Origin of the sequence: Pseudomonas sp. MWU13-3659, from assembly GCF_023757525.1 — a bacterium.
Classification (GTDB): domain Bacteria; phylum Pseudomonadota; class Gammaproteobacteria; order Pseudomonadales; family Pseudomonadaceae; genus Aquipseudomonas; species Aquipseudomonas entomophila_E.
The window spans coordinates 188,338-209,616 of sequence record NZ_JAMSHW010000008.1; the positions used below are offsets into that span (position 1 = coordinate 188,338).

Sequence of the window (21,279 nt, forward strand, 5' to 3'; positions counted from 1 at the left end):
TCACTGCTCCATCATCTCCGGGTCCGGCAGCGGCATCTTGCGCATGCCGGCAGGCGTAACCTTGAGCAGCACGGCCAGGTGCCCGCCATCGAGGAAGGTCAGCTGCCCGGCCTTCATGTTGCTGTTGCTCTGCTTGAACTGCTCGCTGCGCAGCACGCTGCCGTTGCCGTCCAGTTCGTTGACCCAGAAGTTGGCGTCGACACTGATGAAGCGGTCTTCAGCGATGCTCAGGTTGCCTTCGATGGGGAAGTGGCCGAACTGTTCTTCGCCGGCACCCAGGGCAATCTTGTCGCCGTCCTGCTGCCAGGCCTTGTGCAGCAGCACGGTGTAGCTCGGGGTAGCCTGCAGGCGGGTGATCTCGTCATCCAGCCCCGTCGGGCGTTCGGCGGATTTTTCCAGGCGCGTGGCACCGTTGCTCCAGTCTTCCGGGGCGAACGGGCTGGTCACGGCCGGCACGGCGTTCTGCCGCACGAGAATCATTTCAACCTGATAGGGGCCTGCGGCGAAGGCGGCTGGCGCGAGCAGCGCCAGCAACAGGGTCAGGCTACGAATGGCACGCATGGAGCTTCCTTAGTTTGTTTGTGGGGTCAGGCGCTCGAACAGCGCTTCGAGTGTGTTGAAACGGTCTTCCGGGCGCTCCATTGGCACGAGGAAGCGGAACTGGGTCGCGCCTTCGAACTTGTAGCGTTTGGGTTGGCCCTGGATCAATTTGATCAAGGTCAGCGGGTCGACCGGGGTCTCGGCCTCGAACTCGAGCTTGCCGCCGTTGGGGCCGGCATCGACTTTCTTGATGCCGAGCTTCTCCGCCAGCAGCTTCAGCGAGGTCAGGCGCATCAGGTTCTTGGTTGGTTCCGGCAGCAGGCCGAAGCGGTCGATCATCTCCACCTGCAGGTCCTTGAGGCCTTCTTCGTCGGCCGCCGAGGCAATGCGTTTGTAGAGAATCAGGCGTGCATGCACGTCTGGCAGGTAGTCCTCGGGGATCAGCGCCGGCAGGCGCAGGTTGATCTCCGGGCCGCCGCCCAGCGGCTGTTCGAGGTTCGGCTGGTTGCCCTTGCGAATGGCCTTGACCGCGCGCTCGAGCATTTCCATGTAGAGGGTGAAGCCGACTGCCTGGATCTGCCCGCTCTGGCCTTCGCCGAGGAGTTCGCCGGCGCCGCGGATTTCCAGGTCGTTGGTGGCCAGGACAAAGCCTGCGCCGAGGTCCTGGGTGTTGGCGATGGCTTCCAGGCGTTTTTCGGCGTCGGCACTGATCTGCTGGCGCGGAGGGGTCAGCAGGTAGGCGTAGGCCTGGTGGTGGCTGCGGCCGACCCGGCCACGCAGCTGGTGCAATTGCGCCAGGCCGAACTTGTCGGCGCGCTCGATGACGATGGTGTTGGCGCTGGGCACGTCGATACCGGTCTCGATGATGGTCGAGGCGATCAGCACGTTGAAGCGCTTGTGGTAGAAGTCGCTCATCACCTGTTCGAGCTCGCGCTCGCGCATCTGCCCGTGGCCGATGCCGATGCGGGCCTCGGGTACCAGTTCGGCAAGCTCCGCGGCGCATTTCTCGATGGTCTTGACGTCGTTGTGCAGGTAGTACACCTGGCCGCCGCGCAACAGCTCGCGCAGCAGCGCTTCCTTGACCGTGCTCTTGTTCTGCTCCATGACGAAGGTGCGCACCGACAGGCGCCGCGCCGGGGGCGTGGCGATGATCGACAGGTCGCGCATGCCCGCGACTGCCATGTTGAGCGTGCGCGGGATCGGGGTCGCGGTCAGGGTGAGGATGTCCACCTCGCTGCGCAGGGCCTTGAGCTGTTCTTTCTGGCGCACCCCGAAGCGGTGTTCCTCGTCGATGATCGCCAGGCCCAGGTCCTTGAAGCGCACATCGTCCTGCAGCAGCTTGTGGGTGCCGATGAGGATGTCGATCTTGCCTTCGGCCAGTTCCGCCGCCGCAGTGGCGACTTCCTTGGCCGACTTGAAGCGGCTCATTACCTCGACGGTCACCGGCCAGTCGGCGAAGCGGTCGCGGAAGCTGTTGTAGTGCTGCTGGGCGAGCAGCGTGGTGGGTACCAGCACCGCTACCTGGCGGCCACTGTGCACCGCGATGAAGGCGGCGCGCATGGCCACTTCGGTCTTGCCGAAGCCCACGTCACCGCAGACCAGGCGGTCCATGGGCTGACCGGCGAGCATGTCGGCGCGTACCGCTTCGATGGCCGCTTGCTGGTCCGGGGTTTCTTCAAACGGGAAGCCGGCACTGAAGGTGGCGTAGTCGACGGCCGGGTCGGCGAAGGCGTAGCCCTTGCGCGCGGCGCGGCGGGCATAGATGTCGAGCAGTTCGGCGGCGACGTCGCGCACCTGCTCGGCGGCCTTGCGCTTGGCTTTCTGCCAGGCTTCGGAGCCCAGGCGGTGCAGGGGGGCCAGGGCATCGTCGCTGCCGGTGTAGCGGGCGATCAGATGCAGGTTGGCCACCGGCACGTAGAGCTTGGCGCCCTCGGCGTATTCGAGGGTGAGGAATTCGGCGGCCTGGCCATCGATTTCCAGTGTTGCCAGGCCGAGATAACGGCCCACGCCATGGTCGATATGCACCACCGGCGCGCCTTCGCGCAGCTCGGTGAGGTTCTTGATCACCGCGTCGTTGGCCGCCTCGCCGCGTTTCTCACGGCGTCGGCGCTGCATCACGCGCTGGCCGAACAGCGGGCTCTCGGCCACCAGGGCGATAGCGGGATCATCCAGCAGCAGGCCGTCGTCGAGCGGGGCGATGGTGATTGCCAGGCGCTCGTTGCCAGTGACGAAGTCGGCCCAGCCGTCGACGGTATGTGGGCGCAGCTTCAAGCGCTCGAGCAGCTCCAGCAGCACTTCGCGCCGGCCCGCCGATTCCGCCGTGAACAACACGCGGCCGGGGAACTGGTCGAGGAAGTTCGCAAGCTCCGCCAGCGGCTGGTTGGCCTTGGCCTCGATGGCCAGGTTGGGCAGGGCGCGGGCCGGGAAGCGCTCGCGGCCGACGCCGGGGTCTATTTCTTCGCTGCTGACCACCACCCGTGGCCATTGCTTCAGGCGGGCGAAGCAGTCTTCGACCGGCAGGAACAGTTCGGCGGGCGGCAGCAGGGGGCGGGTCAGGTCACCGCGGCGCTCTTCGTAGCGCCCGCGTACGTCGTTCCAGAAGTGCTCGGCGGCCTGTTCGACGCCGGGTAGCGAGAACACCTGGGTGTCCGCTGGCAGGTAGTCGAACAGCGTCGCGGTTTCTTCGAAGAACAGTGGCAGGTAGTACTCGATCCCCGCCGGGATGATGCCGCTGGTCAGGTCCTGGAAGATCGCGCTGCGGCGGAAGTCGACATCGAAGCGCTCGCGGAAGCGGGCCTTGAAGCGGGTCACCTCGTCCTTCTGCATGGGGAACTCGCGCGCCGGCAGCAAGCGAACCGAGTCGACCTTGTCGATCGAGCGCTGCGTTTCCGGGTCGAAGGTGCGCAGCGTCTCGATCTCGTCATCGAACAGGTCGATGCGGTAGGGCTGCTTGCTGCCCATGGGGTACAGGTCGATCAAGGCGCCACGCACGGCGAACTCACCATGCTCGTAAACGGTGTCGACACAGCGGTAGCCGCTGGCCTCCAGGCGCGTGCGCATCTGCTCGACATCGATCTTCTGGCCCACGTCCAGCACCAGGCTGCCGCCCAGCAGGAAGCGCGTGGGGGCGAGGCGGTGCAGGGCGGTGGTGACCGGCACTACAAGAATGCCGTGGTCGAGCTCCGGCAGCCGGTAGAGGCTGGCGATGCGCTGGGAGATGATGTCCTGGTGCGGCGAGAACAGGTCGTAGGGCAGGGTTTCCCAGTCGGGGAAGGGCAGCACCGGCAGTTCCGGCGCAAAGAAGCGCAGCTCCTGCTCCAGGCGGTCGGCGGCCTGGCTGTCGGCGGTCAGCAGCAGGGTGAAGCGACCGGCGGTGCTGGCGGCCTCGGCGATGGCCAGGCTCAAGGCGGCACCGGGCAGGTTGCCCCAGGTTTGTTTGCCGGCCGTGGCCGACATGTGCGGAAGGCGCAGAACTGACACGGGAGATCGGGCTCCAAGCGTTGCGGCAAAGAGGTCGATTGTACCGTTGAGCAGGCTCGCTGTCAGGCTCGAAAGGGCGTGGCGATGGGTGTTGGGGCCGACGACAGGCGCTCATTGCCCGATACGCCGAGGGGCGTCATAATGTAGCCCCTTTTTTGTTCCCCTACATGTGGAAGGTTACCGTGACTCAGAAGCCCGACCAGTGTCTTGGTGAGTGGATCGACCGTGAAGCCCTGGCTGAAGCGATGATCCCGCTTATCGGTCAGCTCTACCGCAACAACAACGTGGTGAGCTCGATCTATGGCCGCAGCCTGATCAACCGTTCGGTTATCTCGATTCTCAAAGCCCACCGCTTTGCCCGTCACCGTCAGGCCGACGAAACCGAGCTGTCCGTCCACGAGACGTTCCCCCTGCTCAAGGCCATGAGCGAGCTGAAACTGGGCGCCGCTTCGGTTGACCTGGGCAAGCTGGCCGGCAAGTTCAAGGCCGAAGGCAATGGCCGCAGCGCCGAGCAGTTCGTCCGTGACGAGCTGGCCGACGTGGTGGGTCAGCAGAACGCTTCCGCACGCAAGGGCACTGATGTCGTCCTGTACGGTTTCGGCCGCATCGGCCGCCTGCTGGCGCGCATCCTGATCGAAAAGACCGGTGGCGGCGACGGCCTGCGCCTGCGCGCCATCGTCGTGCGCAAGGGCGCCGAGAACGACCTGACCAAGCGCGCCAGCCTGCTGCGTCGTGACTCGGTACACGGTCCATTCGACGGCACCATCGTCATCGACGAAGAAAACAACACCATCACCGCCAACGGCAACCTGATCCAGGTGATCTACGCCAAGAGCCCGAGCGAAGTCGACTACACCCAGTACGGCATCAATGATGCTCTGATCGTCGACAACACCGGTGTATGGCGTGACGCCGATGGCCTCGGCCAGCACCTGGCCTGCCCGGGCGCCGCCCGCGTGATCCTGACCGCACCTGGCAAGGGCGCGCTGAAGAACATCGTGCACGGCATCAACCACGGTGACATCACCGCCGACGACAAGATCGTTTCGGCCGCTTCCTGCACCACCAACGCCATCGTGCCGGTGCTCAAGGCCATCAACGACCAGTACGGCATCATCAACGGCCACGTCGAAACCGTTCACTCGTTCACCAACGACCAGAACCTGATCGACAACTTCCACAAGGGCAGCCGCCGTGGCCGCGCCGCGCCGCTGAACATGGTCATCACCGAGACCGGTGCCGCCACCGCAGCCGCCAAGGCACTGCCAGTGCTCAAAGGCAAGCTGACCGGCAACGCGATCCGCGTACCAACGCCAAACGTGTCGATGGCTATCCTGAACCTGAACCTGGAAAAGGCCACCAATCGCGAAGAGCTGAACGAGTACCTGCGCCAGACCGCCATGCACTCGGACCTGCACAAGCAGATCGACTACGTCAGCTCCCAGGAAGTGGTTTCCACCGACTTCGTGGGCTCCCGCCACGCCGGTGTGGTCGACGCCGAAGCGACCATCTGCAACGACAACCGTGTTGTCCTGTACGTCTGGTACGACAACGAATTCGGCTACAGCTGCCAGGTCGTTCGCGTGATGGAAGAGATGGCCGGTGTGAACCCGCCAGCGTTTCCACGCTGATTCGCTTGTAATGTGTTGAAGAAACGGGAACCTTCGGGTTCCCGTTTTTTTTGCTTGTTGGCTCAGCGCGGTCTTTGTAGGAGCGGCCTTGTGCCGCGCAAGGGCTGCGTAGCAGCCCCAGGGCTTCGGCGTTCATGCAAAGATCGCTGGGGCCGCTTTGCGGCCCTTTCGCGGCGCAAGGCCGCTCCTACAGTGATCGGTTAACCGAGAAATCCATGTTGCGCACCGTTCTTCTGTGTTGCCTTTCGTTGCTTGCAGCCTGTGAGCCAGCCCCCACCCTGGAGCACTTCGGCGGCCCGACCATGGGCAGCAGCTACAGCATCCAGTACGTCCGCCAGCCTGGCGGCCCCGCACCCGAGCAGGTGCAAGCCGTGGTCGAGGACATCCTGTTGTCCATCGATGCGCATTACTCCACCTACCGCGGCGACTCCACCGTCAGCCACTTCAATCAGCTGCCGGCCAACCAATGCCTGGCCATCGACAGCGACCTGCGTGAGCTCGTCACCTTCGGCCAACTGCTCGCCCAGCAGAGCCAGGGGGCGTACGACCTCACCGTCGAGCCGCTGCTCGATCTCTGGGGCTTCGGTCCGCAGTCACGGGAAATGCAGGTGCCGGAACCCCAGACACTGGCCCGCGCGCGCCAGCGGGTGGGCTATCAGCATTTGCGCATCGAGGCGGACACGCTGTGCAAGGACGCTCCGGTCGAGCTGGACTTCAACAGCATCGCCGCCGGCCATGCCGTCGACCTGATCGCCGAACGCTTGCAGGCCATGGGCATCGACAGCTTCCTGGCCGAAGCCACCGGCGAGCTCAAGGCGGTGGGGCGCAAACCCGACGGCAGCCCCTGGCGAGTGGCGCTGGAACTGCCGCGCGAGGATCGCCAGATTGCCCGTCAGGTCATTCCGGTGCAGGGCCTGGCTGTGTCGACCTCGGGTGACTATCGCCACTATTTCGAGGACAATGGCCGGCGCTATTCGCACACCTTCGATGCCCGTCTGGGACGCCCGGTCGAACATGACCTGGCGGCAGTGACAGTGCTCGACGTTTCGGCGCTCCAGGCAGACGGTTACTCGACGTTGCTGCTGATCCTCGGGCCGGAGCGCGGCTGGGACTTCGCCGTTGCCCACGATCTGGCCGCGGTGCTGGTGACTCGAGCCGAAGGTGGCTTCGTCTCCCGTTCCACGCCCGCGTTCGACAGGGCGGTGAAAGGCGAGTGAAAGGCAAGGCATGGATGATCGCCACCACGGACCCGGTGGAACCACATGTAGTGCAGGCAACAGTGGCCTACGACGCGACCAAGGGTTAATGTGCGCGGCGTTCACGCTTGATTAGACTGCACCCGAATTTTCTCATGGCGCCCCGGCGACATGATCGCGCCCCGCGGCCACCCGGCCGGCGGGCCAGTTCTGAAGGAGTACGCATGGCTGTCTACAACTACGACGTAGTGGTGCTGGGTTCCGGCCCGGCCGGAGAAGGCGCGGCAATGAACGCCGCCAAAGCAGGGCGCAAGGTGGCAATGGTCGACAGCCGTCGCCAGGTCGGCGGCAACTGCACCCATCTTGGCACCATCCCGTCCAAGGCACTGCGTCATTCGGTGCGGCAGATCATGCAGTTCAACACCAACCCGATGTTCCGCGCCATCGGCGAGCCGCGCTGGTTCTCCTTCCCCGACGTGCTCAAGAGCGCCGAGAAGGTCATCAGCAAGCAGGTCGCCTCGCGCACCGGCTACTACGCGCGCAATCGGGTCGACGTGTTCTTCGGCACCGGCAGCTTCGCCGACGAGCAGACCGTCGAAGTGGTCTGCCCCAACGGCGTGGTCGAGAAGCTGGTGGCCAAGCACATCATCATCGCCACCGGCTCGCGCCCGTATCGCCCGGCCGATATCGACTTCCACCACCCGCGCGTCTACGACAGCGACACCATCCTCAGCCTCAGCCACACCCCGCGTAAGCTGATCGTCTACGGTGCTGGGGTGATCGGTTGCGAATACGCCTCGATCTTCAGTGGCCTGGGCGTGCTGGTGGAGTTGGTGGACAACCGTGGTCAGTTGCTGAGCTTCCTGGACTCGGAAATCTCCCAGGCGCTGAGCTACCACTTCAGCAACAACAACATCACCGTGCGCCACAACGAGGAGTACGAGCGGGTCGAGGGGCTGGACAACGGTGTGGTCCTGCACCTGAAGTCGGGCAAGAAGATCAAGGCCGACGCCCTGCTGTGGTGCAACGGCCGTACCGGCAACACCGACAAGCTGGGCCTGGAGAACATTGGCATCAAGGTCAACAGCCGTGGCCAGATCGAAGTGGACCAGGCCTACCGCACCAGCGTGCCGAACATCTACGGTGCCGGTGACGTGATCGGCTGGCCGAGCCTGGCCAGCGCTGCCCACGACCAGGGCCGCTCGGCGGCCGGCAGCATCGTAGACAATGGCAGCTGGCGCTTCGTCGATGACGTGCCCACCGGTATCTACACCATTCCGGAGATCAGCTCGATCGGCAAGAACGAGCAAGAGCTGACGCAAGCCAAGGTGCCGTACGAAGTGGGCAAGGCCTTCTTCAAAAGCATGGCGCGGGCGCAGATCGCCGGCGAGCCGCAGGGCATGCTGAAGATCCTTTTCCACCGCGAAACCCTGGAGATCCTGGGCGTGCACTGCTTCGGCTACCAGGCCTCGGAGATCGTCCACATCGGCCAGGCGATCATGAACCAGCCGGGTGAGCAGAACAACCTGAAGTACTTCGTCAACACCACGTTCAACTACCCGACCATGGCCGAAGCTTATCGGGTAGCTGCCTACGATGGTCTGAACCGGCTTTTTTGAGCGGCTCCGACCGGTGGCCTGAGCCGGTCGGAGAGACCGATTTCAGCCCTGCCCGAGGGTGGTCTTGGCCAAACCGGGAAAGTCTGTAATCAGGCTGTCCACGCCAAAGTCGGCGAGCCGGCGCATCAGTGCCGGCTCGTTGACCGTCCATACCGACACGTGCAGCCCCTGGCGCTGCGCCTTGATCAGGCGCTCGGGGGTGCACAGCGTCCAGTTCAGCGCCAGCATCTGGCATTCATAGTTCTGCGCCACTTTCAGTGGGTCGAGCCAGGCATACTCGGCGACCAGGCCGCGGGCGACATCCGGCACCAGCTCCAGGGCGGCGCCCAGCACTTCCCGTGAGCTGGAGGTGATGGTGACCTTGTCCAGCAGGCCGTATTGCTGGGCCAGTTCGCGGATTGCCAGCACGGTGCTGGCGGCGCGGGTGCGCGAGGCGCTCTTGACCTCCAGCTGCCAGTGCTCGAAGGCGCACTTCTCGAACAGTTCCTCAAGGCGTGGGATAGGGCAGGGCTGCACATGCCCTGGACCGCCCTTGCGTGCGTCGTAGCTGACCAGCTCATCCGCGGTGCGCTCGGCCACCTTGCCGCGCCGGCCGGTGGTACGCTTGAGGGTCGGGTCGTGGATCACCATCAGCTCGTTGTCAGCCGACAGGTGCAGGTCGAGTTCGCAACGGTTCACACCGTGCGACAGGCACTGGCGGAAGCTGTTCAGGGTGTTCTCGGGCGCTTCGCCCTTGGCGCCGCGGTGGCCGTAGATAAGGGTCACGTTCGTTCCTTCAAATCAGAGGGTAAGGCTCAGGAGGCGGGGTCGTTCTGTTCCAATGCCTGGCGCCGTTGCTGCTGTTGGCGCTGCAGGATGTAGCGGGCCAGCAGCTGGCGCTGGGCGTCGGTCATGTCGATGAACTCGGTACCGACCTCGTAGTCGCCGTCGGGGCGTGGGGCGCAGTGGGTGACTCGGCCGCGCAGCAGCAGCCCGTGTGCACGGGGCATCAGCACCATCTTCACTTTCACCCGTGTGCCTGGGGCGATTTTCTGCGCCTGGGCGAACTCGATGCCGCCTTCGGAGATGATCACCGGTTGTGGCTGGCCGATCTCGCCAATCAATGTTTGCGCGACCACTGAGCTGAGCAGGTCCAGGCGCTTGTTCTGGGCGCGCAGGAAGGCGGCCAGGGTGCGGTCTTTCTCGCTCAGCTGGCGCAGCAGGTGCTGCGACTCGAAGTCGGACAGGTGCAGTTCGCTGAGCAGGTTGAACAGCGGCGAATCATCTTGCAACAGTTCTGTTTCAAGGGCTTCGGCCGCGCTCAGGGGGCTGATTTGAAGTGCGATCCGATCTTCGATGCGGTAGTATTCGCGGCGATCTTCTTCGTCTAATGTCGTCATGGCGAACCCAAGGTTACGGCGGTTGTCCGAGTGTAAAGCCGCCGTAGGCGCCTCGCCACAAGGACGTTCCCTTTCATCCGAACAAGCCCCGACATGTTCAGACCTCTTTTCGTATTCATTGGTACGCGCTACACCCGTGCCAAGCGTCGCAATCACTTCGTTTCGTTCATTTCGCTCACCTCGATGATCGGCCTCGCCCTGGGCGTGGTGGTGATGATCGTGGTGCTCTCGGTGATGAACGGTTTCGATCACGAGATGCGTACCCGCGTGCTGGGGATGATCCCTCATGCCACCCTGGAAACCGGCCAGCCCATCGATGACTGGCAGGCCCTTGCCTCTAAAGTAAAGCAGAATCCGCAGGTGCTGGCGGTCGCGCCGTTCACCCAGATGCAGGGTTTGCTGACGCACGAGGGCAAGGTGCAGAAGGTGTTGCTCAACGGCATCGACCCAGCCCGCGAACGCGAGGTATCGATCATCGACAAGTTCGTGCTCGACGGCAGCCTCGACAAGCTGGCACCGGGCGAGTGGGGCATCATGATCGGCGACAAGGCCGCGCAGAAGCTGGGCGTGGGCATCGGCGACAAGCTGACCTTCGTCGCCCCCGAGGTGAGCGTCACCCCGGCGGGTATGTTTCCGCGCATGAAGCGCTTCACCGTGGTCGGCACTTTCCATGTTGGCGCCGGTGAGATCGACGGTTATCTCGGTTTGACCAACCTGTCTGACCTGTCGCGCCTGCATCGCTGGAAAGCGGATCAGGTCCAGGGCCTGCGGCTGAAGTTCGACGACCTGTTCCAGGCGCCGCGCGCGGCCTGGGACATCGCCCAGCAGTTGGGCGAGCAGCAGTTCTACCCACGTGACTGGACCCGCACCCACGGCAACCTGTACCAGGCGATTCGCATGGAGAAATCCATGATCGGCCTGCTGTTGCTGCTGATCGTCGCGGTGGCGGCATTCAACATCATTTCCACCCTGGTGATGGTGGTCAACGACAAGCGCGGCGACATCGCCATCCTCCGCACCTTAGGCGCGACACCTGCGCAGATCATGGCCATCTTCATGGTCCAGGGCACGGTGATCGGCGTGGTCGGCACCTTGATCGGCGCGGTGCTGGGTATTCTCGGCGCGCTCAACGTGAGCGCGGCGATCGCCGGCATCGAGACGCTGATCGGGCACAAGTTCCTCAACGCCGACGTGTATTTCATCGATTACCTGCCCTCGCAGCTCCAGGCCCAGGACGTGTGGATGGTCTGCGGCGCGGCGCTGGTCCTGAGTTTCTTCGCCACCCTGTACCCGGCCTGGCGCGCCTCGCGCACCCAGCCAGCAGAGGCGCTACGTTATGAGTGAGTCGCGCATGAGTGATAAAGCCGTGTTGAGTTGCCGCAACCTGGGCAAGAGCTACGAAGAGGGCCCGGAGTCGGTGCAGGTGTTGTCCGGCTTGAACCTGGAGCTGCAGCCGGGGGAACGGGTGGCCATCGTTGGCAGCTCCGGCTCGGGCAAGAGTACCTTGCTCAACCTGCTGGGTGGCCTGGATACACCGACCCAAGGCAGTGTCTGGCTGGCCGGTGAGGAGTTGTCGGCGCTGGGCGAGCGGGCGCGTGGGCTGCTGCGCAACCGCGCGCTGGGCTTCGTCTACCAGTTCCACCATCTGCTGCCGGAGTTCACCGCCCTGGAGAACGCCTGCATGCCCCTGCTGATCGGCAAGACGCCTATTCCGGAGGCCCGCGAGCGCGCAGAAGCGTTGCTCAAGCGGGTCGGCCTGGGCCACCGCCTGAATCACAAACCGGCCGAACTGTCCGGTGGTGAACGCCAGCGCGTGGCGATCGCCCGCGCCCTGGTCAACCGTCCGGGCCTGGTGATGCTCGACGAGCCCACCGGCAACCTCGACCACCATACCGCCCAAGGCATCCAGGAGCTGATGCAGGAGCTGTCCAGCCACTCGCAGACCGCGTTCCTGGTGGTGACCCACGACCTCAACCTCGCGCGCCAGATGGACCGTGTGCTGCGCCTGGAAGACGGGCACCTGGTGGCGATCTGAGTCGCTTGCGCGGGGCGCTGTGAAGCGCGCCCCGGTTCACTTTCTTCTTAGGTGTTGCCGTACATGTTCAGACCCTTGCCCTTGTTCATCGGTGCTCGTTACACCCGTGCCAAGCGCCGCAACCATTTCATCTCGTTCATCTCGATGACCTCGATGATCGGCCTGTCGCTCGGCGTGCTGGCGATGATCGTGGTGCTGTCGGTGATGAACGGCTTCCAGCGCGAGATGAGCTCACGCGTGCTGGGCCTGGTGCCCCACGCCAGCATTCTTGGCGTGCAGCCGCTGGACGACTGGCGCAAGGTGGCCAGCGCCGCCGAGGGCAACCCGGCGGTCATTGCCGCCGCGCCGCTTACCGAACTGGAAGGCATGCTGTCGTACAAAGGCGCCATGCAGCCGATTCAGGTGGGGGGTATCGATCCGGCCGAAGAGGGTAAGGTCTCGATTGTCACCCAGCATATCGTCCAGGGTAACCTGCAGGCTCTGGTGCCCGGCGAGTACGGGGTGGTCATCGGTGAACTGACGGCCCGACGCTTTCGCCTGAATACCGGCGACAAGCTGACCCTGATCGTCCCCGAGATCAGCAAGGAGCCAGGCGGTATTACACCGCGCATGCAGCGCCTGACGGTGGTTGGCATCTTCAAGGTTGGCGCCGAGCTGGACGGCTCCCAGGCCTACATTCATGTTGCCGATGCCGGCGAGATGCAGCGTTGGGCGCCAGGCCAGGTGCAAGGCGTGCGTCTGAAGCTGCACGACCTGTATGCCGCGCCGCAGGTGTCAAAGGCTATCGCCGCCGGTTTGGGTGAGGGGTACCGCGCCGATGACTGGTCGCACACCCAGGGCAGCCTGTTCAGCGCCATGAAGATGGAAAAGACCATGATCGGCCTGCTGCTGATGATGATCATCGCGGTGGCGGCGTTCAACATCATCGCCACCTTGGTGATGGTGGTGAACGACAAGGGCGCGGACATCGCCATCCTGCGTACCATCGGTGCCACGCCGGCGCAGATCATGGGCACGTTCATGGTCCAGGGCAGCCTGATCGGTATTGTCGGTACGCTGATCGGTGGTGTGTTGGGCGTGATTGCGGCGTTCAACGTCAGTGCCATCGTCGGCTGGATCGAGCGGGTCAGTGGCCAGCATATCTTCACGTCCGACATCTACTTCATCAGCAGCCTGCCGTCCGAGCTGCAGTGGGGAGACGTTGCCATCATCTGCGTGGCGGGTTTGGTGATGAGCTTCCTGGCGACCATCTATCCGGCCTATCGGGCTTCCCAGATCGAGCCGGCGATGGCCTTGCGCTACGAGTGACGCAGCATTCGCCGGCAAGCCGGCTCCTACAGGCGCAGCGTGACCCTGTAGGAGCCGGCCTTGCCGGCGATGGGCCGCAAGGCGGCCCCTTCTTCACTGCCACTCAGGCAATTCGATCACGAACCGCGTCCAGCCGTTCCCACACTCCACCCTGATGCTGCCTCCGTGCGCCTGCACGATCGAGCGGGTGATCGCCAGCCCCAGTCCCGCATGTTCGCTGATGCCTTTCTGGCGAGCCGGATCTAGCCGATAGAATCGGTCGAACAGTCGCTCCATGAGGTGTGGGGCAATGGCCGGCCCGGTATTGGCCACACTGACGCGCAACCCTGGCTCCAGTGTCACGTGGATCTCGCCACCGGCCGGCGTAAAGCGCAAGGCATTGTCCAACAGGTTGGAAAGCGCCCGACGTAGCATGTGCCGATCTCCCTCGGTATGCGCCTCGCCCTTGCGCGACAGCCGCACTTCGGCTTCCTCGGCCAGCGGCGCGTAATACTCCAGCAGCGCATCGACCTCCACGGCCAGGTCCAGCGGCTGGCGGTTGGGCATCAGCAAACCGTGATCGGCCTTCGCCAGGTAGAGCATGTCGTTGACCAGCTGCGCCATCCACTGCAGTTCCTCCAGATTGCCATGCAGGGCCTCGCGATATTCCTCGAGGCTGCGCGGGCGAGTGAGGGTGACCTGGGTGTGGGTGAGCAGGTTGGACAGCGGCGTGCGCAGCTCGTGGGCGATATCGGCGGAGAACGCCGACAGGCGTTGGAAGGCGTCGTCCAAGCGCTGCAGCATGGCATTGACCGTGCTCGCCAGCTCTGCCAGTTCTTCGGGCATCTGCGCCGCCGGCAGGCGAGTGGTCAGCGAGCGGGCGTTGACGCTGGCGGCGACCTTGCCCATCCGCCGCAACGGTTTCAGGCCCCGGCGTGCGGCCCAGGCACCCAGCAGGGCGGTGGCCAGGGCTGACAAGCCGACGGTGAGCCAGATCAGGCGCTGCATGCCCTGGAGGAAGTGCTGATGGTGGGTGATGTCGAGGAACAGGGTGAGCTGCGGTGACGCAGGTAGGTTTTCGCTGAGCGGGACGCTCAGGCTGCGGTAGTCGACGCCGCTGGCATGCAGTGTGGCCAGGCCGGCTTGGCGCAGGTCGTCCGGCAGGCCTGCGCGGCTGTCGAACCAGGTCGTGCCATCGACGCCGCGTACGCGCAGGGCGAGGTCGGACTGATGGTTCAGTTCGTTGCTCAGCGCGGGCAGGCGTGCGCTCAGTTGCCCAGGAGTGACCACGCCGTCGAGCAAGCTGCGCATCAGTGACAGGCGGCCGCTGAGCAACTGTTGGTCGAGCTCGACAAAATGGCGTTCGCTGGCACGATTGAACAGTAGCCCGGCGCTCAGCGAGACGGTCGCGGTACAGGCGGCGAACAGCAGGGCCAGGCGGCCGCCGAGGGACAGGCGGCGCATCAGTCCTGACGCTCCTCGAGCACGTAGCCCATGCCACGCACGGTGTGGATCAGCTTGGTGGGATGGCTGTCGTCGATCTTCAGGCGCAGGCGGCGGATGGCCACTTCGATCACATTGGTATCACTGTCGAAATTCATGTCCCACACCTGCGAGGCAATCAGCGACTTTGGCAGCACTTCGCCCTGGCGGCGTAGCAGCAGTTCGAGCAGGGCGAACTCCTTGGCGGTCAGGTCGATGCGCTGGCCGCTGCGCTCGGCACGGCGGCGGATCAGGTCCAGGCGCAGGTCGGCGAGCGCGAGGTTGGTGTCCTGGCTGGCGTTGGCGCCCCGGCGCAGCAGGCTGCGCACCCGCGCCAGCAGTTCGGAGAAGGCGAAGGGTTTGACCAGGTAGTCGTCGGCACCCAGCTCCAGGCCGTGCACGCGGTCCTCGACGGCGTCGCGGGCGGTGAGGAACAGCACGGGCGTATCCAGGCCGGCTTGGCGCACGGCCTGGAGGATCTGCCAGCCGTTACGCCCTGGCAGCATCACGTCGAGGATCAGCAGGTCGTGGTCGCCGGTCAATGCCAGGTGCTGGCCCGTGTCACCGTCGGTGGCCAGTTCCGTGGCAAAGCCGGCCTCGCTCAGGCCCTGGCACAGGTATTGGCCGGTTTTGGCCTGGTCTTCGACGATCAGTAGTTTCATGGGCTTTCACAGTTCCGGAGGTTCACGCGAGCCTTGTAGGAGCGGATTCATCCGCGAAAACGCAGGAGCACTCGCGAGTGAGCCCGCCCCCACAAGGGCGGTGCCTGAAATCATACGTGACGATCCGCCGCCTCGCCGAAGCTGACAAAGTTGTAATCTCCTCGTCAGCCAGTTGCCAGCCAGTCTTTTCGAGAATGGCCACATTCTCCCCGCACCCTTCGGAGCCACTCATGAAACACCTGTTTGTCGCCGCCGCGCTCGCGCTGCTCAGCCTGCCCACCTTCGCCGACGAGTCGAAGAACTTCGCCTTCGGTGAGCCGGCTCCAGCGGCGAAGGCCAGCCGTACCGTCGAGGTGGTGCTCAAGGATATCGCCTTCGAGCCCAAGAGCCTCAAGGTCAAGGCCGGCGAGACCGTGCGTTTTGTGCTGATCAACGAAGGCAAGCTGCCCCACGAGTTCAACCTGGGTGACAAGGCCATGCATGTCGAGCACCAGAAGGAGATGGTGGCAATGCAGGGCAAGCTGTTCACCGCCGGCATGAACCATGAGGGCATGGACCATGGCCAGATGGATCACAGCCAGATGAACATGGGCGGCCATGGCCATGGGGCAGGCAACACCGTGCTGGTCCAGCCCGGCCAGCGTGCCGAGCTGACCTGGACCTTCCGCAAGTCCGTGCCCATCGAGTTCGCCTGCAACGTGCCGGGGCACTACCAGGCCGGTATGGTCGGGCCGCTGACCATCGAGTAACAAGCGCCCCAAGGCGGGGTGCAAAACCGGTAGACTAGGGGCAATTTCGAACCCTCAGGTCAGTTTCCATGCATCCCGCCGCCGAACACTCTCCGCTGGGCAAGTCCAGCGAATACATCGCCACCTACACGCCCTCGCTGCTGTTCCCGATTCCACGCCTGGCCAAGTGGGCCGAACTGGGCGTCAGCGGTGATGCCTTGCCGTGGCAAGGCGTGGATTACTGGAACTGTTTCGAGTTGTCCTGGTTGCTGCCATCGGGCAAGCCGGTGGTGGCCATCGGTGAATTCGCCATCCCATGCGATTCGCCGAACATCATCGAGTCCAAGTCGTTCAAGCTGTACCTCAACTCGTTGAACCAGACGAAATTCGAGTCGGTGGCCCAGCTGCAGGCGTGCCTGGTGAAGGATCTTTCCGCTGCAGCAGGCAAAACGGTGGGGGTCAAGATCAGTACCCTGGCCGAAGTCGAGGCCCAAGGGGTCACCCCGTTGCCGGGGCAGTGCATCGATGCGCTGGACGTTAGCATCAGCAACTATGAGCAGCCGCAACCCGAGCTGCTGCGTTGCTCGACCGAGCGCATGGTGGAAGAGACGGTCCACAGTCACCTGCTCAAGTCCAATTGCCCGGTCACTGGGCAGCCGGACTGGGGCAGCGTGGTGGTCGAGTACAAGGGGCTTGCGTTGGACCATGCCAGCCTTTTGACCTATCTGATCAGCTTCCGTCAGCACGCCGACTTCCACGAGCAGTGTGTGGAGCGCATCTACCTTGACCTGAAAAACCTGCTGCAACCGGAGCACTTGACGGTGTATGCACGCTATGTGCGACGTGGGGGGCTGGATATCAACCCGTACCGCAGCACCCGCGAGATTTCGCCGAACAACCAGCGACTGGTACGCCAGTAAAGTAATTGGGGCCGCGTTGCGGCCCATCGCCGGCAAAGCCGGCTCCTACAGGGATCGGCGTATGCCGGCGATGGGCTGCAACGCAGCCCCAGTCGTGTTTAAAGGGGCTCAGATACCCATGCTATGCAGCGAATTGACAATGCTGCGCAGGGTGGCTGTCAGGTCGGGGTGTTCGGCTTCGAAGCGTTCGATGGCCAGGTTCACGCCATCGACGACGTTGTTGTCCTGGGTGGCCTCCTCGAGCTTGATCTGGGCTTCGATCTGCTGCATCAGTTCGTGCAGGTGGTCGCGCTCTTCCAGCGAGAGCGGTGGATTGCGGTCCAGTTGCTCGCGCAGGCTATCGAGTTGCTCTTGCAGTTCGCGGGCGGGCATTGGTCATACTCCATCAATGGCTTGGCAAGGCATGGACCTCGGTGAAGCGCCAAAGGTTCTTGCCTGCCTTCTAGCGTAATCCACCTGCCGGCGCTTTGCATGACCCGCATCAACTGTGGTGTATCAGGGTTTCTCGCCCTTGTGCCGGCGTTGGGCGATATCAGCCAGGCAGGTGTCGAGCGCCTCCAGGTGGTCGATGACTGAATGCACACCCATGCCGAACAATGCGAGGGTAGCCTTGCCGCGGGCCAGTTCCTGTTCTTGCCGCGTCATGCCTTGCCATTGGCTGGAGCTCAGGTCGCACGAAGGGTTGCAAGCCGCCAGGCCGACAGTCCACAGGCCTGCGTTGAGCGCCGATTGCAGCAACAGGGGTTCGCCGCTGACCAGAACGCAACCGTCCAGCCGTTGGCTTTCCAGGGTCATCAGCGCTTGCCAGCAAGCGTCGGGCGCCGGCCAGGTGCCTCCGTTGACCGCATGGCCAGGTAACCAGTCGGGAAGTGCACGGGTGAGCTGTCGGCCTTGAGCGGCATCGAGTTCGTCAAGCCAGATGCAAGGTACCTGCTGCTTGCGCAGGCGTTCGAGGGAGTCCAGTGCGCCGGGCGCGGGCAGGTGGTTGCCATTCGAGCTCTGGACCAGGCAGCCGCGCAGTCCGAACAACACGGCGGTGAAGGCGGGGGCGTCTTGCATGGCAACTTCCCTGAAATAGCCCGCAGGCTATCCCGTGTTTGTTACCAGCGGATGACGGTCACACATGTTCACAAAATCTTGACAGAGATATGTAAGACTATCCCTAAGCCAGCAAGCCATTATACTGGCGTCTTGTTCAGCAGCGCGCCAAAGGCCGTTGCCGCCGTGAAATCAGATGGAGAGACATCTATGCGTAGGATCGGTGCCGGAGTGATCGAGCGAATCACCCAGGCCTGTGTCTGCGCCAGCCTGTTGCTGGCGCCTGTGGCGGCTACTCAGGCGGCCACAGAGGAAGACCCTTGGGAGGCGGTCAACCGACCGATCTTCAAGTTCAACGATGCACTGGACACCTATGCCCTCAAGCCGCTGGCCAAGGGTTACCAGGCTGTGACGCCCCAGTTCCTCGAGGACGGCATCCACAACATCTTCCGCAACCTGGGTGATGTCACCAACCTGGCCAACGACGTGCTGCAGCTCAAGCCGCACGCCGCCGGTGTCGACACCGCGCGCCTGATCGTCAACACCACCTTCGGCCTCGGCGGCTTCTTCGATGTCGGCACCAAGATGGGCCTGCAGCGCAACGACGAGGACTTCGGCCAGACCCTCGGCTACTGGGGCGTGCCCAGCGGCCCGTACGTGGTCATCCCGCTGCTTGGCCCTAGCACCGTGCGTGACGGCTTGGCCAAGTACCCGGACACCTACACCGAACCCTATCGTTATATCGACCACGTGCCCACGCGCAACTCGATCTTCGCCCTGGACGTGATCGACACCCGCGCCAGCCTGCTGCAGGCTGAAAAGCTGATCCAGGGTGACAAGTACATCTTCCTGCGCAACGCCTACCTGCAGAACCGCGAGTTCAAGGTCAAGGACGGCGCGGTCGAAGACGACTTCTGATTCAGCTGGATGTGAAAAAGGCGACCTTCGGGTCGCCTTTTTTCATCCTGTAACACAGTCGGGCTCAGTGCATGGCCAGGATGCGCAGGCCGAGCTTCTGCTCGCCACCAGACTGGTCGGCGATCCACACCACCTCGGTACTGGCGTGCAGGCCTTTGAGTGCAGGGTGGTCGGAATCGATACGCACCTCGAGGTGATCGCCCACCTGGAACCGTTGCGGTGCCTGCACCTGCATGCCGCTGCTGGAGAGGTCGAGACAAACGGCGGCGATCACCTGGCCGGCATGCAGCAGGCTGACCTCGGTATCGATGCGCATGCGGATGAAATCGCGTTTTTCGCTGTAGTTCACGGGGGGCTGGGACATGGCTGCTTCCTTTCATCGGATCGCACGGGTCGGCTTTCTTATAACGCCAGGTGATTTGCCCTGTAAAGTGCAGGGAAGTCTACCTTCCCATGCTTGAAACGCCAGGCGGATGGGAGTACCGTCAGCGCCTTACAGGGCACCTCTACTATTTGCCGGACCAGTCTTCTTGTCCTACAACTCAAATAGAGAGTGGCTAGAGAGCATCCAGTAGCGTCTGACGGGGTATCCGCAGCCGCTACGCCAACCCAAATCTGGCGCCGTTCGCCCACATGCAGAAAACCAGTGCAACGCTGCTGATAATCGATGACGACGACGTGGTCCGTGCCAGCCTCGCCGCCTATCTGGAAGACAGCGGTTTCAGCGTCCTCCAGGCCGCCAACGGTCAGCAGGGCCTCCAGGTCTTCGAAGAACACCAGCCTGACCTCGTGATCTGCGATCTGCGCATGCCGCAGATGGGCGGCCTCGAACTGATCCGCCGGGTCAGCGAGCGAGCGCCGCAGTTGCCGGTGATCGTGGTGTCCGGTGCTGGTGTCATGAGCGACGCGGTGGAAGCCTTGCGCCTTGGCGCCGCCGACTACCTGATCAAGCCCCTGGAAGACCTGGCCGTGCTCGAGCATTCGGTGCGTCGAGCCCTTGACCGTTCGCGCCTGGTGCTTGAGAACCAGCGCTATCGCGACAAGCTCGAGGCGGCCAACCGAGAACTCGAAGCCAGCCTGCACCTGCTGCAGGAGGACCAGAACGCCGGGCGCCAGGTGCAGATGAACATGCTGCCGGAAAGCCCCTGGAAGGCCGGTGAATACGCGTTCGAGCACCAGATTATCCCGTCGTTGTACCTGTCAGGTGATTTTGCCGACTACTTCCGTGTGGACGAGCGGCGCATCGCCTTCTATCTGGCGGACGTGTCTGGCCATGGTGCATCCTCGGCATTCGTTACCGTTCTGCTCAAGTTCATGACCACGCGCCTGCTGTTCGAGATCAAGCGCAGCGGCAAAATGCGTGAGTTCAAGCCTTCGCAGGTGCTCAGCCACATCAACCGTGGGCTGATCAACTGCAAGCTGGGCAAGCATGTGACCATGGTCGGTGGCGTCATCGACGAGGACACTGGCCTGCTCACCTACAGCGTTGGCGGCCATTTGCCGTTGCCGGTGCTGTACACCCCAGGGCAGGCCCGCTATCTGGAAGGTCGCGGCCTGCCGGTGGGGCTGTTCGACGAGGCCAGCTACCAGGACCAGGTGCTGGAGCTGCCACCGCAGTTCAGCCTCACCCTGATGTCCGATGGCATTCTGGACCTTTTGCCGGGGGGCACACTCAAAGATAAGGAAGCGTCCTTGCCGGAAATCGTCAAGGAGGCAGGGGGCAGCCTGGAAGGGCTGCGCCAACGTTTCGAATTGGCTACGCTTGGGGAGATGCCGGATGATATCGCCCTATTGGTGTTGAGCAGGAACCTTGAATGAGTACCGGTAGAATCCAGTTCGCCGAACAGAGCGGGACCTTCGTTCTGAAATTTGTCGGTGAAGTGCGCCTGACCCTGTGTTCGGCGCTGGATGCGACGATCGAGAAGATTTTCACTGCGCTGAACTTCTCGGCCATCGTCATCGATCTGACAGAGACCGAAAGCATCGACAGCACCACGCTGGGCCTGCTGGCCAAGCTGTCGATCCTGTCCCGGCAGAAGGTCGGCCTGCTGCCGACCGTGGTCACCACCAACCCGGACATTTCCCGGTTGCTGCAGTCGATGGGTTTCGACCAGGTGTTCAATATCGTCGACCGCCCGATACCCTGCCCGGAGTGCCTGACCGACCTGCCGTCGCAAGATCAGGACGAGAACGTGGTGCGCTCCAAGGTGTTGGAGGCGCACAAGATCCTGATGGGGCTGAACGACTCCAACCGCGAAGCCTTCCATGACCTGGTGAGCGCGCTAGAGCGTTCCTGACCCTTGCTATTTGCGGGTGTTGCGCCGCTCTACAGGCCGCTGAAAGCCCTGTAGGAGCGGGTTTACC

General features: G+C 63.5%; 20 protein-coding genes. 11 read left to right on the forward strand and 9 right to left on the reverse strand.

All coding sequences use genetic code 11. The annotated features are described in order from the left end of the window. Complete coding sequence (locus NGM28_RS12880) at positions 1 to 561, reverse strand: CsiV family protein (protein WP_252090408.1); 561 nt, start codon at positions 559 to 561, stop codon at positions 1 to 3. Positions 562 to 570: 9 nt separating this feature from the next. Then, complete coding sequence (gene mfd / locus NGM28_RS12885) at positions 571 to 4,020, reverse strand: transcription-repair coupling factor (RefSeq protein WP_240065383.1); 3,450 nt, start codon at positions 4,018 to 4,020, stop codon at positions 571 to 573. A gap of 167 nt (positions 4,021 to 4,187) precedes the next feature. Between mfd and NGM28_RS12890 the strand changes: the two genes are divergently transcribed. The 3 genes from NGM28_RS12890 (at position 4,188) to sthA (ending at position 8,466) form a co-directional block, all read left to right on the forward strand. Further along, complete coding sequence (locus NGM28_RS12890) at positions 4,188 to 5,651, forward strand: glyceraldehyde-3-phosphate dehydrogenase (protein WP_240065382.1); 1,464 nt, start codon at positions 4,188 to 4,190, stop codon at positions 5,649 to 5,651. A 218-nt stretch (positions 5,652 to 5,869) separates the two neighbouring features. Further along, a complete protein-coding gene (locus NGM28_RS12895; RefSeq protein ID WP_252090458.1) occupies positions 5,870 to 6,868 on the forward strand; it encodes an FAD:protein FMN transferase in 999 nt (332 codons plus the stop codon). Between the two features lie 203 nt (positions 6,869 to 7,071). Beyond that, positions 7,072 to 8,466, forward strand: coding sequence for a Si-specific NAD(P)(+) transhydrogenase (sthA, locus tag NGM28_RS12900; RefSeq protein WP_213657644.1), 1,395 nt, complete (start codon positions 7,072 to 7,074; stop codon positions 8,464 to 8,466). A 42-nt stretch (positions 8,467 to 8,508) separates the two neighbouring features. Here the strand turns inward: sthA and NGM28_RS12905 are convergent, their stop codons facing one another. Both NGM28_RS12905 and NGM28_RS12910 read right to left on the reverse strand, forming a co-directional pair. After that, positions 8,509 to 9,231 carry a glycerophosphodiester phosphodiesterase gene (locus tag NGM28_RS12905; protein WP_011534808.1) on the reverse strand — a complete coding sequence of 241 codons (723 nt, stop codon included), beginning with the start codon at positions 9,229 to 9,231 and terminating at the stop codon, positions 8,509 to 8,511. 29 nt (positions 9,232 to 9,260) lie between these two features. Then, positions 9,261 to 9,845 (reverse strand): PilZ domain-containing protein, encoded by a 585-nt coding sequence (locus NGM28_RS12910; protein WP_252090409.1) that lies wholly within the window; start codon positions 9,843 to 9,845, stop codon positions 9,261 to 9,263. Between the two features lie 93 nt (positions 9,846 to 9,938). Between NGM28_RS12910 and NGM28_RS12915 the strand changes: the two genes are divergently transcribed. The 3 genes from NGM28_RS12915 (at position 9,939) to NGM28_RS12925 (ending at position 13,188) form a co-directional block, all read left to right on the forward strand. Further along, entirely contained in the window at positions 9,939 to 11,189 is a 1,251-nt protein-coding gene (locus NGM28_RS12915) for a lipoprotein-releasing ABC transporter permease subunit (protein WP_240065380.1), read from the forward strand. A 7-nt stretch (positions 11,190 to 11,196) separates the two neighbouring features. Then, positions 11,197 to 11,880 (forward strand): lipoprotein-releasing ABC transporter ATP-binding protein LolD, encoded by a 684-nt coding sequence (gene lolD, locus NGM28_RS12920; protein WP_193383909.1) that lies wholly within the window; start codon positions 11,197 to 11,199, stop codon positions 11,878 to 11,880. 63 nt (positions 11,881 to 11,943) lie between these two features. Beyond that, positions 11,944 to 13,188 carry a lipoprotein-releasing ABC transporter permease subunit gene (locus NGM28_RS12925; RefSeq protein ID WP_252090410.1) on the forward strand — a complete coding sequence of 415 codons (1,245 nt, stop codon included), beginning with the start codon at positions 11,944 to 11,946 and terminating at the stop codon, positions 13,186 to 13,188. Between the two features lie 93 nt (positions 13,189 to 13,281). Here the strand turns inward: NGM28_RS12925 and NGM28_RS12930 are convergent, their stop codons facing one another. Together NGM28_RS12930 and NGM28_RS12935 are read right to left on the reverse strand one after the other, a co-directional pair. Then, entirely contained in the window at positions 13,282 to 14,631 is a 1,350-nt protein-coding gene (locus tag NGM28_RS12930; protein ID WP_286088983.1) for a heavy metal sensor histidine kinase, read from the reverse strand. Then, entirely contained in the window at positions 14,631 to 15,311 is a 681-nt protein-coding gene (locus NGM28_RS12935) for a heavy metal response regulator transcription factor (RefSeq protein WP_240065378.1), read from the reverse strand. The genes NGM28_RS12930 and NGM28_RS12935 overlap by 1 nt, the downstream gene beginning before the upstream one ends. A 230-nt stretch (positions 15,312 to 15,541) precedes the next feature. Here NGM28_RS12935 and NGM28_RS12940 point away from each other — a divergent pair, with 230 nt between their 5' ends. Continuing rightward, the gene (locus NGM28_RS12940; protein ID WP_252090411.1) at positions 15,542 to 16,060 is read left to right on the forward strand and encodes a cupredoxin domain-containing protein; all 519 of its coding nucleotides are present in this window, start codon (positions 15,542 to 15,544) and stop codon (positions 16,058 to 16,060) included. A 68-nt stretch (positions 16,061 to 16,128) separates the two neighbouring features. Continuing rightward, positions 16,129 to 16,959: an NADPH-dependent 7-cyano-7-deazaguanine reductase QueF gene (gene queF / locus NGM28_RS12945; protein ID WP_240065376.1), complete on the forward strand. Its 831-nt coding sequence runs from the start codon at positions 16,129 to 16,131 to the stop codon at positions 16,957 to 16,959. Positions 16,960 to 17,067: 108 nt separating this feature from the next. Here queF and NGM28_RS12950 read toward each other — a convergent pair whose 3' ends face one another. Next, complete coding sequence (locus tag NGM28_RS12950; protein ID WP_213657634.1) at positions 17,068 to 17,331, reverse strand: DUF4404 family protein; 264 nt, start codon at positions 17,329 to 17,331, stop codon at positions 17,068 to 17,070. 123 nt (positions 17,332 to 17,454) lie between these two features. Then, on the reverse strand, positions 17,455 to 18,018 hold the full coding sequence (gene pcrP, locus NGM28_RS12955) for an HAD superfamily inactivated hydrolase PcrP (RefSeq protein ID WP_252090412.1): 564 nt from the start codon (positions 18,016 to 18,018) through the stop codon (positions 17,455 to 17,457). 189 nt (positions 18,019 to 18,207) lie between these two features. Between pcrP and NGM28_RS12960 the strand changes: the two genes are divergently transcribed. Beyond that, the gene (locus tag NGM28_RS12960; RefSeq protein WP_213657632.1) at positions 18,208 to 18,915 is read left to right on the forward strand and encodes an MlaA family lipoprotein; all 708 of its coding nucleotides are present in this window, start codon (positions 18,208 to 18,210) and stop codon (positions 18,913 to 18,915) included. A 64-nt stretch (positions 18,916 to 18,979) separates the two neighbouring features. Here NGM28_RS12960 and NGM28_RS12965 read toward each other — a convergent pair whose 3' ends face one another. Further along, a complete protein-coding gene (locus NGM28_RS12965) occupies positions 18,980 to 19,279 on the reverse strand; it encodes a PilZ domain-containing protein (RefSeq protein ID WP_240065374.1) in 300 nt (99 codons plus the stop codon). A 269-nt stretch (positions 19,280 to 19,548) separates the two neighbouring features. Between NGM28_RS12965 and rssB the strand changes: the two genes are divergently transcribed. Next, positions 19,549 to 20,733, forward strand: coding sequence for a two-component system response regulator RssB (rssB, locus tag NGM28_RS12970; protein ID WP_213657630.1), 1,185 nt, complete (start codon positions 19,549 to 19,551; stop codon positions 20,731 to 20,733). After that, positions 20,730 to 21,212: an anti-sigma factor antagonist RssC gene (gene rssC, locus NGM28_RS12975; RefSeq protein ID WP_011534794.1), complete on the forward strand. Its 483-nt coding sequence runs from the start codon at positions 20,730 to 20,732 to the stop codon at positions 21,210 to 21,212. The genes rssB and rssC overlap by 4 nt, the downstream gene beginning before the upstream one ends. Positions 21,213 to 21,279 lie beyond the last annotated feature (67 nt).

Bases quoted from the DNA above. Each gene is read 5' to 3' on its own strand.
- sthA (WP_213657644.1), top strand. From the start codon at position 7,072: ATGGCTGTCTACAACTACGACGTAGTGGTGCTGGGTTCCGGCCCGGCC.
- NGM28_RS12965 (WP_240065374.1), bottom strand. From the start codon at position 19,279: ATGTCCCAGCCCCCCGTGAACTACAGCGAAAAACGCGATTTCATCCGC.
- NGM28_RS12935 (WP_240065378.1), bottom strand. From the start codon at position 15,311: ATGAAACTACTGATCGTCGAAGACCAGGCCAAAACCGGCCAATACCTG.
- NGM28_RS12890 (WP_240065382.1), top strand. From the start codon at position 4,188: ATGTGGAAGGTTACCGTGACTCAGAAGCCCGACCAGTGTCTTGGTGAG.
- lolD (WP_193383909.1), top strand. From the start codon at position 11,197: ATGAGTGATAAAGCCGTGTTGAGTTGCCGCAACCTGGGCAAGAGCTAC.
- NGM28_RS12910 (WP_252090409.1), bottom strand. From the start codon at position 9,845: ATGACGACATTAGACGAAGAAGATCGCCGCGAATACTACCGCATCGAA.
- NGM28_RS12925 (WP_252090410.1), top strand. From the start codon at position 11,944: ATGTTCAGACCCTTGCCCTTGTTCATCGGTGCTCGTTACACCCGTGCC.
- NGM28_RS12950 (WP_213657634.1), bottom strand. From the start codon at position 17,331: ATGCCCGCCCGCGAACTGCAAGAGCAACTCGATAGCCTGCGCGAGCAA.
- rssC (WP_011534794.1), top strand. From the start codon at position 20,730: ATGAGTACCGGTAGAATCCAGTTCGCCGAACAGAGCGGGACCTTCGTT.
- NGM28_RS12915 (WP_240065380.1), top strand. From the start codon at position 9,939: ATGTTCAGACCTCTTTTCGTATTCATTGGTACGCGCTACACCCGTGCC.
- queF (WP_240065376.1), top strand. From the start codon at position 16,129: ATGCATCCCGCCGCCGAACACTCTCCGCTGGGCAAGTCCAGCGAATAC.
- rssB (WP_213657630.1), top strand. From the start codon at position 19,549: ATGCAGAAAACCAGTGCAACGCTGCTGATAATCGATGACGACGACGTG.
- NGM28_RS12960 (WP_213657632.1), top strand. From the start codon at position 18,208: ATGCGTAGGATCGGTGCCGGAGTGATCGAGCGAATCACCCAGGCCTGT.
- NGM28_RS12940 (WP_252090411.1), top strand. From the start codon at position 15,542: ATGAAACACCTGTTTGTCGCCGCCGCGCTCGCGCTGCTCAGCCTGCCC.
- pcrP (WP_252090412.1), bottom strand. From the start codon at position 18,018: ATGCAAGACGCCCCCGCCTTCACCGCCGTGTTGTTCGGACTGCGCGGC.
- NGM28_RS12930 (WP_286088983.1), bottom strand. From the start codon at position 14,631: ATGCGCCGCCTGTCCCTCGGCGGCCGCCTGGCCCTGCTGTTCGCCGCC.
- NGM28_RS12880 (WP_252090408.1), bottom strand. From the start codon at position 561: ATGCGTGCCATTCGTAGCCTGACCCTGTTGCTGGCGCTGCTCGCGCCA.